Consider the following 12,376-nt stretch of genomic DNA (forward strand, 5'->3'; position numbering starts at 1 on the left):
CTTGCCGTAGACGTCATAAGCATATGCTTATAACTAAAATTATGTGATGATTAACAGGCTGTTTTCAACAAAAAAACATTTACAAAACACAGGTAGTTTGTAGGCTAATAAATAATTTGCGCAAACGCGGACTTCAACCATGACCACGGGCATTGTCATTACCGCCGCCGGACGCGGAGAGCGCTTTATTCAGGCCGGCGGCCAGGGCAACAAATTGAACGCCGGGTTTGCCGATGCGGCGGGCGAGCGGCGTTCGCTGTTCGAGCACACCCTATGCCAGGCGCTGGCCTCCGGCCTGCCGGTACAGGTGGTGACCCGGCCGGATAATCTGCCGGTACTGGCAGCCTGCGCCGCCAACCAGGTGCCGGTCACCCTGCTCGCCAGCGCGGGCCTCGGCGACTCGATCGCCGCAGGCGTTGCGGCCACGCCGCACTGGCAAGGCTGGCTGATCCACCTGGCCGATATGCCATTCGTCGGCGCCGACGTTTTCCGACAGGTGGCGGATGCCTTACGGCAGCACCCGATCGTGCGCCCCTGTTATGCGCAACAGCCCGGTCACCCGGTCGGCTTTTCCGCCCGATTGCGCAAACCACTTTGCCAACTGCGCGGCGATAATGGCGCCCGTGGGCTGCTGCAAGGCGCAGCAGCCCACCTGCTGCCGCTTGAGCACCCCGGCGTCGTGCGGGATATTGATCTTCCATCGCAACTCCCGGCCAGCGAGTAAATTCACCTATGCAACATCTTGATGTCACCGTGGTCAGCCAGGCGATAAGCTGGCTGCAACAACAGCCGGTTTGGTTATGCACCGTGCTCAGCACCTATGGCTCTTCGCCGCGCTCGCCGGGCGCGTTGATGGCGGCGACCCGCGACGGCCGCTACAGCGGCTCATTGTCGGGCGGATGCGTGGAGGAGGACTTTCTGCGGCGCGTGGCCGCCGGGGAGTATCAGGCGGCCAGCCAGGTGATTCGTTACGGCGAAGGCGGCATGACGCCCAATGTAGCGCTGCCGTGCGGCGGCGTGCTGGACGTGCTGATCGAGTATCTGCCGGCGGGAGAAGCCAGCGTCGCTTACCTGCAGCGCATCGCCGGCGCGCTGGAAGGGCATCACGCGTTGCTCAAACGCCTGACGCTGCCCAACGCCTGCCACAGCCTTGAGCAGAGCCACTTCACCAGCGCCACTCAGGTCGAACGCCGGCTCGAGCAGATCACCCTGCACATCGCGGCCGCGCCGCGCCTGCTGATCGCCGGGCTGTCCAGCGTGGCGCTGTACTGTGCCGATTTCGCCGTGGCGCTGGGGTTTGAGGTGCTGGTGTGCGAGAACCGCCCGGAGGCGCTGGACAACTTCGCCGCCGAGCTGAAGCCCGGCGTGACGCTGCTGCGCCAGTTTCCGGCCAAGTTCATCGAAGAGGGGGGCTGCCACGCCAATACCGCCGTCGTGGCGCTGACCCACGATCCGCGTATGGACGATCTGACGCTGATGGAAGCGATCCACACCCCGGCGTTTTATATCGGCGCCATGGGCTCGCTCAGAAACAGCGCGCGCCGGCGCCAGCGGTTGCAGCAGATCGCCGAGTTCACGCCGCAGGAGCTGGAACGCATCCATGCGCCGATCGGCCTGCCGCTCGGCAGCAAAACCCCGGCGGAAATCGCCCTGGCGGTGATGGCGGCGATCGTGCAGCAAAAAAACCGGCTGCCGGCCGCCGACGGGATCAATGCAGCGGCACCACCGGCACCAGATGCTGCAGCTCCAGGTGCAACTCCTCTTTCCCGCTCAGCGAATAGCTGAACACCGTCATGTCCGGCCCGTCGCCGCGGGCCAGCCCCATTTCGGGCAGCACCTGCGTGTAGATTTGAATGATGTGATCATTGAGCGCCACCGGCTTGCCGGAATAGCGAAAACGGCAAAACTCGCCGTGGATCTCCGGCAGCGGCTCCAGCGCCACGCCCTCACGCAGCGGATAGTCCGCCGTCACGCCCAGGGTATAGTCGACCCTGACCCGCTCGCCGTCCGGCACCAGTTGGGTAAACGAATAGATTTGCGCCGGACGCTCGCCCAACAAGGTGTAGAACTGCGCCCGCAGCGCGCTGCGCTGCGGCAGATGCGACTTATCCAACTTTTCGATATCCAGGTGATAAGCGTACTGTTTGCCGTGAAAGGCGTATTGCCCTCTGGCGATGCTGACGCGTTCGACCTGAATATCGCCGGGCTGGCTGGCCGCCAGCGAACGCACCAGATTGCTGAAGTCCTGTTTGCGGGCATGACGATACACGCTGGGCGATTCGGCGAAATGTTTCTTGAAACAGCGCGAGAACGTCTGCTGGTTATCGAATTGATATTCGACCGAAATATCGAGGATGCTCTTCTGCGTGAAACGCAAGGCGAAGGCGGCGATGTAGAGGCGGCGAGCGCGAATGTAGGAAGCTAACGATAATCCGGTCTGCTTCTTGAACATGCGCTGCAGGTACCATTTCGTATAGCCTGACTTGGCGGAAACGATATCCAACGACAGCGGATTGGTCAGGTTATCTTCAATCCAGACCAGCAGTTCCCTGATATGATTTTCCTGCGTTCCCATGTGCTTGCTGAAACCTTCTGTTGCCGATATTCCATTAGTCGAATTTTAGTGCTATCCACGTAGGGTATACAGGTTAAAACTCGGCGTCCAGCAAGCTACAGGACTTTACACAACCCCCTCCACCGCCCGCGGGCGGTGGAGGGGGAGAGGCGATTATTTCAGGCAGTTGGAACACTGACCGGCCTGGATCTTCTGGAAGAAGTCATTGCCTTTGTCATCCACCAGGATAAACGCCGGGAAATCTTCCACTTCGATTTTCCAGATCGCTTCCATGCCCAGCTCAGGGTACTCCACGCACTCCAGGCTCTTGATGCTCTGCTGCGCCAGCACCGCCGCCGGGCCGCCGATGCTGCCGAGGTAGAAGCCGCCGTGCTTGTGGCAGGCATCCGTCACCTGCTGGCTGCGGTTGCCTTTCGCCAGCATGATCATGCTGCCGCCGTGGGATTGCAGCAGGTCGACGTAGGAATCCATACGCCCGGCGGTGGTCGGCCCCAAGGAACCGGACGCATAGCCTTCCGGCGTTTTAGCCGGGCCGGCGTAGTAGATCGGGTGATCCTTGACGTACTGCGGCAGGCCTTCACCGCGATCCAGGCGCTCTTTCAGCTTGGCGTGCGCGATATCGCGGCCAACGATGATGGTGCCGCTCAGCGACAGGCGGGTGGAAACCGGATACTGCGACAGCTGTTTGAGGATCTCGGCCATCGGGCGGTTGAGATCGACCTTGATCGCCTCGCCCTCCCCCGCCTGGCGCAGCTCCTGAGGAATGAATTTACCCGGATTGTGCTCCAGTTTTTCCAGCCAGATGCCGTCGCGGTTGATCTTGCCTTTGATGTTGCGGTCCGCCGAGCAGGAGACGCCCATGCCAACCGGGCAGGAGGCGCCGTGGCGCGGCAGGCGCACGACGCGGATATCATGTGCGAAGTATTTGCCGCCGAACTGTGCGCCCAGCCCCAGGTTTTGCGCTTCTTGCAGCAGTTCCGCTTCGAGTTCCAGATCGCGGAATGCCTGGCCATGCTCGTTACCTTCCGTCGGCAGGCCATCGTAATACTTGGTCGAGGCCAGTTTGACGGTTTTCAGCGTCGCTTCCGCCGAGGTGCCGCCGATGACGAACGCCACATGGTACGGCGGGCAAGCCGCGGTGCCCAGAGTACGCATCTTGTCGACCAGGTAGTTTTTCAGCTTGCCCGGCGACAGCAGCGCCTTGGTTTCCTGATACAGATAGGTTTTGTTGGCGGAGCCGCCGCCCTTGGCGATGCACAGGAATTTGTACTCTTCGCCGTCCACGCTGTAGAGATCGATCTGCGCCGGCAGGTTGCTGCCGGTATTGACCTCTTTGTACATATCCAGCGCGGCGTTCTGCGAATAGCGCAGGTTCTCTTCGATGTAGGTGTTATAAACCCCGCGCGACAGCGCCTCTTCATCGCCGCCGCCGGTCCAGACGCGCTGGCCCTTTTTGCCGACGATGATCGCCGTGCCGGTGTCCTGGCAGGTCGGTAAAATACCCTTGGCGGCGATTTCTGAGTTACGCAGAAATTGCAGCGCAACGTACTTGTCGTTTTCGCTGGCGTCCGGATCTTTGAGGATATCGGCCACCTGCTGTTGGTGCGCCGGGCGCAGCATGAACGAGGCGTCGTGGAACGCATGCTGGGCAAGCAGGGTTAACGCTTCAGGGGCAACTTTCAGAATTTCCTGGCCTTCAAATTCGCTCACGGAAACATGGTCGCGGCTCAGCAGGTAGTATTCGGTATCGTCTTTCTTCAGCGGGAACGGATCTTGATAGTGGAACGGTTTATTCGACATTGATCTCTCACTTGCAACATCAGCTGCGTTAAATTCACACTTGCGGCGCGCGACGCGGCGCCTTGTCAAAAAACTGCCTCCACCTTACGTATTTTTAATCAGTCAGTTATTGCGCCAAATCGCAAAATAACCGCTCTTTGCGTAAGGGATTACCACAGGCGGCGTTTCAACCTTGCTCGGTGAGAACTGCGGGTACAGGCTCATCATGCACGCTTTATTATCCCGCAGTTAACACATTGATTACAATCCATCGGCGGCGATCGTCTTATCAATGTGGTGAAAAAGCGCCGGATGCGATTTGCGCCGGGGCATATTGTCAGCCGCCGCGCCATTGCTTAAGCTAGCCGCAATGAACAAACCGAGAATCCCCATCGCGCTGCAACAAGCGGTGATGCGCTGCCTGCGAGAAAAGCTGCAGTTGGCCCGCCAGCATTTTGCCGTCGAATTCCCCGAACCCAGCATCGTCTATCAGCAACGCGGCACCAGCGCGGGCACCGCCTGGCTGCAAAGCTGGGAAATCCGTCTGAACCCGGTGCTACTGCTGGAAAACCAACAGCCGTTTATCGATGAAGTGGTGCCGCACGAACTGGCGCACCTGCTGGTGTTTCGCCAATTCGGCCGGGTAGCGCCGCACGGCCGCGAATGGCGTTGGATGATGGAAAGCGTGCTGCTGACGCCCGCCAGCCGCACTCATCGTTTCGAAACCGCCTCGGTGCAAAGCAAAACCTTCCCCTACCGCTGCGGCTGCGGGCAGCACCAGCTCACCATTCGCCGCCATAACCGCGTGCTGCGCGGCGAAAGCGAATACCGCTGCCGCCGGTGCGGCGAAAAACTGAAATTTCTTGCTAGCGAGAACCTTTAGTTAAACGATTTATACGTTAAAACAAGTAAATATCGCCATTTGCCACTGCCGACAAGTTCCGTTACCCTGCCTGCTTTTCCAATTTTGAGCTGTTTTGGAATATGCTTCGCAGAATTTTGTTTATGGCGGTTTTCGCCGCAGGCGCCGCACAGGCGCACGGCATCAATAACTTCTCTCAGGCCAAGACGGCGGCGGCCAAGATTAACCAGGATGCGCCGGGCAGCTTTTACTGCGGCTGCCGCATCGACTGGCAAGGCAAGAAGGGCATTCCCGATCTCGCCGGCTGCGGCTATCAGGTGCGTAAAAACGCCCAACGCGCGCAGCGCATCGAGTGGGAACACGTGGTGCCGGCCTGGCAGTTCGGCCACCAGCTGCAGTGCTGGCAAGACGGCGGGCGCAAAAACTGCAACAAGGACGCCACCTATCGCCAGATAGAAACCGATCTGCACAACCTGCAGCCGGCGATCGGCGAAGTGAACGGCGACCGCAACAACTTCATGTACAGCCAATGGAACGGCGGCGCAGGCCAGTACGGGCAATGCCCAATGAAGGTGGACTTCAAGAATAAACAGGCGGAGCCGCCCGCCCGCGCCCGCGGCGCCATTGCCCGCACCTACTTCTACATGCGCGATCGCTACCAGCTGCGGCTGTCACGCCAGCAAACCCAGCTGTTCGAGGTGTGGAACCGGCAATATCCGGTGAGCCAATGGGAATGTCAGCGCGAAGCACGTATCGCCAAGGTGCAGGGCAACCACAATCCCTATATTCAACAGGCTTGTCAGCAGCGGAAAAGCTAACCTACTATAGCCTTTATCTTTCATGGCGCCGCCAACCCGCGGCGCCGTTTCGTCAGGATCAGACTACCCATGCGCATACCCCGCATTTACCATCCGCAACCGTTGACCGACCGGGCGGAGATCGCCCTCAGCGAGGACGCCGCCAACCACGTCGGCCGCGTGCTGCGCATGAGCGCCGGCCAGGCGCTGCAGCTGTTCGACGGCAGCAACCAGGTGTTCGACGCCGAAATAATCCGGGTGGACAAAAAGAGCGTGCTGGTGCGCCTCGGCGACGGCCGCGTGGATGACATCGAATCGCCGCTCAACCTGCACCTGGGCCAGGTGATCTCGCGCGGCGAGAAAATGGAATTCACCATCCAGAAATCCATCGAGCTGGGCGTCAACGTCATCACCCCGCTGTTTTCCGAGCGCTGCGGCGTGAAGTTGGACGGCGAGCGTCTGGCGAAGAAAATCCAGCAATGGCAAAAGATCGCCATCGCCGCCTGCGAACAGTGCGGCCGCAACCGCATTCCCGAAATCCGCGAGGCGATGTCGCTGGAGGCCTGGTGCGCCGAGCAGGACGGCAGCCTGAAGCTCAACCTGCACCCGCGCGCCAGCCACAGCATCAACACGCTGCCGCAGCCGGTGGATCGCGTTCGCCTGCTGATAGGCCCGGAAGGCGGTTTGTCCGCCGACGAAATCGCCATGACCACCGACCACGGATTTACTGATATTCTGCTGGGACCACGCGTTCTGCGTACCGAAACCACAGCGCTCACCGCCATTACCGCTCTGCAGGTTCGCTTCGGCGACCTGGGTTAAAGGAGAAAAGATGATTAAGCTCGGCATCGTGATGGACCCTATCGATTCCATCAACATCAAGAAAGACACCAGCTTCGCCATGCTGCTCGAAGCGCAGCGCCGCGGTTACGAATTGCACTACATGGAGATGAACGATCTCTATCTGCATGCCGGTGACGGGCGCGCCCGCACCCGCCTGCTGAGCGTGAAGGAAGACAAGGAGAGCTGGTTCAGCTTCGGCGCCGAGCAGGATCTGGCGCTGCACGAGCTGGACGTGATCCTGATGCGCAAGGATCCGCCGTTCGATACCGAATATATCTACGCGACCTACATTCTGGAACGCGCCGAAGTCAAAGGCACGCTGGTGGTCAACAAGCCGCAAAGCCTGCGCGACTGCAACGAGAAGCTGTTCACCGCCTGGTTCTCGGAACTGACGCCGGATACGCTGGTCAGCCGCAGCGCCGCGCACATCCGCAAATTCCACCAGCAGCACGGCGACATCATCCTGAAACCGCTGGACGGCATGGGCGGCGCGTCGATCTTCCGCGTGAAGCAGGACGATCCTAACCTGTCGGTGATCATCGAAACCCTGACCGAACACGGCAGCCGTTTCTGCATGGCACAGAACTTCCTGCCGGCGATCAAGGACGGCGACAAGCGCATTCTGGTGGTGGACGGCGAGCCGGTGCCTTACTGCCTGGCGCGCATTCCGGCGCAGGGTGAAACCCGCGGCAACCTGGCGGCCGGCGGCCGCGGCGAAGCGCGCCCGCTGAGCGAAAGCGACTGGAAAATCGCCCGCGCCGTCGCCCCGACGCTGAAAGAGAAAGGGCTGATCTTCGTCGGCCTGGACGTGATCGGCGATCGCCTGACTGAAATCAACGTCACCAGCCCGACCTGCGCGCGCGAGATCGAGGCGGCATTCCCGATTTCGATTACCGGCATGCTGATGGACGCCATTGAAAAGCGCCTGGCGGCGAAGTAATGCGCAATGCGGGCGGCATACCGCCCGCTGTTCTGCATGGCGCCCGCCAAAGCGCGCCTTGAAAGGCGGCGGGTATAGCCGCATACTGGCGGCTGTTTATTTTCTCACCCATTGATTACCTTATACTAACGCCATGAATTTACAGCACCATTTTCTGATCGCCATGCCAACGCTGCAGGATCCTCGCTTCAAACGCTCGGTGATTTACATTTGCGAGCACAATGAAGAAGGCGCCATGGGTTTGGTGATCAATAAACCGGTGGAGCAGTTCACGGTAGCCACGGTGCTGAGCAAGCTGAAGATCATGCCGCCTGCGCGCGATCCGGCCATCAGCCTGGACAAGCCGGTGTTCGCCGGCGGCCCCCTGGCGGACGATCGCGGATTTATCCTGCATACGCCGCGCCACGGCTTTGGCGCCAGCATTCAAATTTCCCCCAACACCATGATCACCACCTCGAAAGACGTGCTGGAAACGCTCGGCACGCCGGAGCAACCGGACGACGTGCTGGTGGCGCTGGGTTATGCGGGTTGGGAAAAGGGCCAGTTGGAGCAGGAAGTATTGGAAAACGCCTGGCTGACCATCGAAGCCAACACCGACATTTTGTTCCGCACGCCGATCGCCAGCCGCTGGCGCGAGGCGGGGAACCTTTTGGGTATCGACATTCGCAGCATCGCCAACCACGCAGGACACGCCTGATGAGTAACCGCACCATTATCGCCTTCGACTTTGGCACCAAAAGCATCGGCGCGGCCGTTGGCCAGGAGTTGACCGGCAGCGCCCGCGCCCTGCCGGCTTTCAAAGCGCAGGACGGTTCGCCGGACTGGCTGAAAATCGAAAAGCTGCTGAAGGAGTGGCAGCCGGATTTGGTGGTGGTCGGCCTGCCGCTGAACATGGACGGCACCGAACAGCCCGTTACCGCCCAGGCGCGCAAGTTCGCCAACCGCCTGCACGGTCGCTTCGGCATCCAGATCGATCTGCATGACGAGCGCCTGAGCACCGTGGAGGCGCGCGCCAACCTGTTCGATCGCGGCGGCTTCCGCGCCCTTGATAAAGGCAGCGTGGATTCCGCCTCCGCGGTGGTTATCCTCGAAAGCTGGTTCGAACGGCAGCTGGGTTAACCCCTCGTTCCCTCCCCCGCGCACTCCCCCAACACGCCGGCGTCGATCCGCTGCTGCAAACCCTGCTCAAAGGTTTGCATGCCGGACTGCGCGCCGGTTTGCAACACGCTCGCCAACTGATGGGTTTTCCCTTCGCGGATCAGGTTGCTGACCGCCGCCGTCGCCGTCAGCACTTCAAAGATCGCCACGCGTCCGCCGCCGGGGCGCCTCATCAGCTTTTGCGCGATCACCGCTTGCAGGCTGCCCGCCAGCTGGGCGCGCACATAGGGTTTCTCTTCCGCCGGAAACACATCCACCAGCCGTTCCACCGCCTGCGGCGCGCTGCGGGTATGCAGCGTCGCCAGCACCAAGTGGCCGGTCTCCGCCGCGGTGAGCGCCAGCCGGATGGTGGCGGTATCGCGCAGCTCGCCCAGCAGGATCACATCCGGATCTTCGCGCAGCGCGGCGCGCAACGCCGCATCGAAGCTGTGGCTGTCGCGGCCGATCTCCCGCTGCTGGATCAGCGATCGCCGGCTGCGGTGCAGGAATTCGATCGGATCCTCCAGCGTCAAAACGTGCCGCGGCTGGTGCCGGTTGATCTCGTCGATCATCGCCGCCAGCGTGGTGGACTTGCCGCTGCCGGTGGCGCCGGTGACCAGGATCAATCCGTCGGCGCGCCGCAGCAGCGCCGGGACGATGGCCGGCGCCGCCAGCGCGGCAAGCGAAGGCGACTGCCCGGCGATACGCCGCAACGCGAGAGAAATTCCCGCGCTTTGCTGAAAAACGTTGGCCCGCAGCCGTTCCCCGCTCGGCCGGTGCAACGCCAGATCGACCTGCCCCAGCCGCCGCAGGCTCTCGCGCTGCTGCGCATTCAGCAATCCGTCGCAGAGCGCTTGCACGCCTTGCGCCGTCAGCGTTGGCGCCGCCGCCAGCGGCTGCAGTTCACCGTCGATGCGCAACATCGGCGGATGACCGGCACAAAGGTGCAGATCGGAAGCATTATGCTTTACACTAAGGGCCACGAATTCATCGATATCCATATCACTCTCCCGGGTCAATAATGAGCACTATCCAACAGAACCTGCAGGATGTCAGAAACCGCATTGCGGCCGCCGCGCGAAATTGTGCGCGGGCGCCAGAAGAAGTTGCCCTGCTTGCCGTCAGCAAAACCAAACCTGTGGCGGCGATCGAAGAAGCCATCGCCGCCGGCCAGCGCGCCTTCGGCGAGAACTACGTGCAGGAAGGGGTAGACAAGATCCGGCATTTCGCCGAGTCGCCGCAAAGCGGCGAGTTGGTGTGGCACTTTATCGGCCCGCTGCAATCCAATAAGAGTCGGCTGGTGGCGGAACACTTCGCCTGGTGCCATACCGTGGATCGGCTGCGCATCGCCCAGCGCTTGAGCGATCAGCGCCCGGCCGACATGCCGCCGCTCAACGTGCTGATTCAAATCAACATCAGCGACGAGCAAAGCAAATCCGGCATTGCGTTGGCCGAGCTGCCGGCGTTGGCCGAAGCGATCGCCGCGCTGCCGAACCTGACGCTGCGCGGCCTGATGGCTATTCCGGCGCCGGAAGCGGATTATCAGCGGCAGCTGGCGGTATTCAGCCGGATGAACGACGCATTTCTCGCCCTGCGTCAGCGTTATCCGCAGGCCGATACGCTGTCGATGGGCATGACGGACGATATGGCGGCGGCGATCGCCGCCGGCAGCACCCTGGTGCGCATCGGCACCGCAATTTTTGGCGCCCGCGACTACTCGCAGGCCTGACACACAGACGAGGGATTTGATGCAACATCGCAAGATTACCTTTATCGGCGCCGGCAACATGGCGCGTGCAATCATCGCCGGCCTGGTGGCGGGCGGCTATCCAGCCAAATCCATCAGCGTCTGCGCCCCTTCGCCGAAAAACCGTGATGCGCTGGCCGCAGACTACGGCATCGTCAGCAGCGGCGACAACGTCGCCTGCGCGCGTGAAGCCGAGGTGGTGGTGCTGGCGGTCAAACCGCAGATGATGGCCGACGTGTGTCAGCCGCTGCGCGAACAGGTCGACTTCAGCGGCAAGCTGGTGCTGTCGATCGCCGCCGGTATTCAGGTCAGCCGTTTCTATCAGCTGCTCGGCGACAAGCTGGACATCGTGCGCATCATGCCCAACACTCCGTCGCTGGTCGGCCAGGGCATGAGCGGGCTGTACGCGCCGGCGCAGGTCAGCCTGCGGGATCGCGATTACACCGGCGATTTAATGGCGTCGGTCGGTAAAGTTTGCTGGGTCGATGACGAAAATGGCATCAACGGCGTGATCGCCGCCGCGGGCAGCGCCCCGGCCTATTTCTTCCTGTTTATGGAAGCGATGCAAAAAGAGGCCGAGCGCATGGGCTTCGACAGCCAGACCGCGCGCGATCTGGTGCAGCAGGCCGCTTCCGGCGCCGCCGCGCTGGTGGAAGCCAACCCGGATACGCCGCTGGGCACGCTGCGCGAGCAGGTGACCTCCAAAGGCGGCACCACCGCCGAAGCGCTGCGGGTGTTCAACGAACGCCAACTGCCGGAAACCGTGGCGCAAGCGATGCAGGCCGCCGTTTCCCGCGCCCAAGAGATGGAAAAATTATTTTAAATAACCGCGAGTTAAGGAGAAGGACCACTTCATGCTAACGCTGACTTTCCTGGTCAAGACCGTTATTGATCTGTACGTGATGGTGCTGTTGCTGCGCATTTGGATGCAGTGGGCGCGCACCGATTTTTACAACCCGTTCTCACAGTTTGTGGTGAAGATCACCCAGCCGGTGGTCGGCCCACTGCGCCGCATCATCCCGTCACTGGGGCCCATCGACAGCGCTTCGCTGCTGCTGGCGTTCCTGCTGATGACCATCAAATACCCGCTGCTGCTGCTGATTCAGGGCGGCGCGATGTCGCTCAGCCCGTATAACCTGCTGTTCGGCCTGATCTCGCTGGTGAAGTCCGCCGGCTACCTGATCTTCTGGGTGATGATCATTCGTGCGCTGATGAGCTGGGTAAGCCAGGGCCGCAGCCCGATCGACTACGTGATGTACCAACTGACCGAACCCTTGATGGCGCCGATCCGTCGCATCATCCCGGCGATGGGCGGCATCGACTTTTCCGCCATGGTGGTGATCCTGATCCTCTATCTGATCAACTACCTGGGCATGGATCTGTTCGGTGAGATCTGGTTCCTGCTGTGAGTGCAGTCACTCCGGTGCTGGACGGGCTGGCGATCAGGCTATATATTCAGCCGAAAGCCAGCCGCGACCAAATTATCGGCTTGCATGGCGACGAACTGAAAGTCGCCATCACCGCCCCGCCGGTCGACGGCCAAGCCAACGCCCATTTGATCAAGTTTATCGCCAAGCAGTTCAAAGTGGCGAAAAGCAACGTCACCATCGAGAAAGGCGAACTGGGGCGGCATAAACAGTTACGCATCGTGAATCCGCAACAGATCCCCGCCGTGGTCGCGGCGCTCATCGAATAA

Annotated in this window: 15 protein-coding genes; 12 read left to right on the plus strand and 3 right to left on the minus strand. The window is 61.1% G+C overall.

All coding sequences use genetic code 11. The annotated features are described in order from the left end of the window. Nucleotides 1-139 precede the first annotated feature (139 nt). Together GT753_RS16110 and GT753_RS16115 are read left to right on the plus strand one after the other, a co-directional pair. Nucleotides 140-724, plus strand: coding sequence for an NTP transferase domain-containing protein (locus GT753_RS16110; protein ID WP_160125767.1), 585 nt, complete (start codon nt 140-142; stop codon nt 722-724). 8 nt (nt 725-732) lie between these two features. Continuing rightward, a complete protein-coding gene (locus tag GT753_RS16115) occupies nt 733-1,785 on the plus strand; it encodes an XdhC family protein (RefSeq protein WP_015379041.1) in 1,053 nt (350 codons plus the stop codon). On the opposite strand, the gene GT753_RS16120 is transcribed toward GT753_RS16115, so the two are convergent. Beyond that, on the minus strand, nt 1,709-2,575 hold the full coding sequence (locus tag GT753_RS16120; protein ID WP_015379042.1) for a helix-turn-helix domain-containing protein: 867 nt from the start codon (nt 2,573-2,575) through the stop codon (nt 1,709-1,711). The genes GT753_RS16115 and GT753_RS16120 overlap by 77 nt on opposite strands. 153 nt (nt 2,576-2,728) lie before the next feature. Continuing rightward, nucleotides 2,729-4,375, minus strand: coding sequence for a class I fumarate hydratase FumA (gene fumA, locus GT753_RS16125; RefSeq protein WP_075684626.1), 1,647 nt, complete (start codon nt 4,373-4,375; stop codon nt 2,729-2,731). A gap of 349 nt (nt 4,376-4,724) precedes the next feature. Here fumA and GT753_RS16130 point away from each other — a divergent pair, with 349 nt between their 5' ends. The 6 genes from GT753_RS16130 (at nt 4,725) to ruvX (ending at nt 8,915) form a co-directional block, all read left to right on the plus strand. Then, nucleotides 4,725-5,237 (plus strand): SprT family zinc-dependent metalloprotease, encoded by a 513-nt coding sequence (locus tag GT753_RS16130; RefSeq protein WP_004937462.1) that lies wholly within the window; start codon nt 4,725-4,727, stop codon nt 5,235-5,237. 101 nt (nt 5,238-5,338) lie between these two features. After that, nucleotides 5,339-6,034 carry a deoxyribonuclease I gene (endA, locus tag GT753_RS16135; RefSeq protein WP_160125768.1) on the plus strand — a complete coding sequence of 232 codons (696 nt, stop codon included), beginning with the start codon at nt 5,339-5,341 and terminating at the stop codon, nt 6,032-6,034. 69 nt (nt 6,035-6,103) lie between these two features. Further along, entirely contained in the window at nt 6,104-6,835 is a 732-nt protein-coding gene (rsmE, locus tag GT753_RS16140; RefSeq protein ID WP_015379044.1) for a 16S rRNA (uracil(1498)-N(3))-methyltransferase, read from the plus strand. 10 nt (nt 6,836-6,845) lie between these two features. Beyond that, nucleotides 6,846-7,796 carry a glutathione synthase gene (gene gshB / locus GT753_RS16145; protein ID WP_016930084.1) on the plus strand — a complete coding sequence of 317 codons (951 nt, stop codon included), beginning with the start codon at nt 6,846-6,848 and terminating at the stop codon, nt 7,794-7,796. Nucleotides 7,797-7,929: 133 nt separating this feature from the next. Then, on the plus strand, nt 7,930-8,493 hold the full coding sequence (locus GT753_RS16150; protein ID WP_004937452.1) for a YqgE/AlgH family protein: 564 nt from the start codon (nt 7,930-7,932) through the stop codon (nt 8,491-8,493). Further along, on the plus strand, nt 8,493-8,915 hold the full coding sequence (gene ruvX / locus GT753_RS16155; protein WP_015379046.1) for a Holliday junction resolvase RuvX: 423 nt from the start codon (nt 8,493-8,495) through the stop codon (nt 8,913-8,915). Before GT753_RS16150 ends, ruvX begins: the two co-directional genes overlap by 1 nt. Here the strand turns inward: ruvX and GT753_RS16160 are convergent. Continuing rightward, complete coding sequence (locus GT753_RS16160) at nt 8,912-9,934, minus strand: type IV pilus twitching motility protein PilT (protein WP_075684624.1); 1,023 nt, start codon at nt 9,932-9,934, stop codon at nt 8,912-8,914. The genes ruvX and GT753_RS16160 overlap by 4 nt on opposite strands. Before the next feature lie 20 nt (nt 9,935-9,954). Between GT753_RS16160 and GT753_RS16165 the strand changes: the two genes are divergently transcribed. The 4 genes from GT753_RS16165 to yggU are packed head-to-tail and all read left to right on the plus strand — an operon-like array spanning nt 9,955 to nt 12,376. Continuing rightward, nucleotides 9,955-10,662 (plus strand): YggS family pyridoxal phosphate-dependent enzyme, encoded by a 708-nt coding sequence (locus GT753_RS16165; RefSeq protein WP_015379048.1) that lies wholly within the window; start codon nt 9,955-9,957, stop codon nt 10,660-10,662. A 19-nt stretch (nt 10,663-10,681) separates the two neighbouring features. Further along, nucleotides 10,682-11,503: a pyrroline-5-carboxylate reductase gene (gene proC / locus GT753_RS16170; RefSeq protein WP_160125769.1), complete on the plus strand. Its 822-nt coding sequence runs from the start codon at nt 10,682-10,684 to the stop codon at nt 11,501-11,503. A gap of 31 nt (nt 11,504-11,534) precedes the next feature. Further along, on the plus strand, nt 11,535-12,089 hold the full coding sequence (locus tag GT753_RS16175) for a YggT family protein (RefSeq protein ID WP_004937436.1): 555 nt from the start codon (nt 11,535-11,537) through the stop codon (nt 12,087-12,089). Beyond that, nucleotides 12,086-12,376 carry a DUF167 family protein YggU gene (gene yggU / locus GT753_RS16180; protein ID WP_004948014.1) on the plus strand — a complete coding sequence of 97 codons (291 nt, stop codon included), beginning with the start codon at nt 12,086-12,088 and terminating at the stop codon, nt 12,374-12,376. Before GT753_RS16175 ends, yggU begins: the two co-directional genes overlap by 4 nt.

The sequence above is a fragment of the Serratia sp. Z4 genome (assembly GCF_009900725.1).
Taxonomy (GTDB): domain Bacteria; phylum Pseudomonadota; class Gammaproteobacteria; order Enterobacterales; family Enterobacteriaceae; genus Serratia; species Serratia nematodiphila.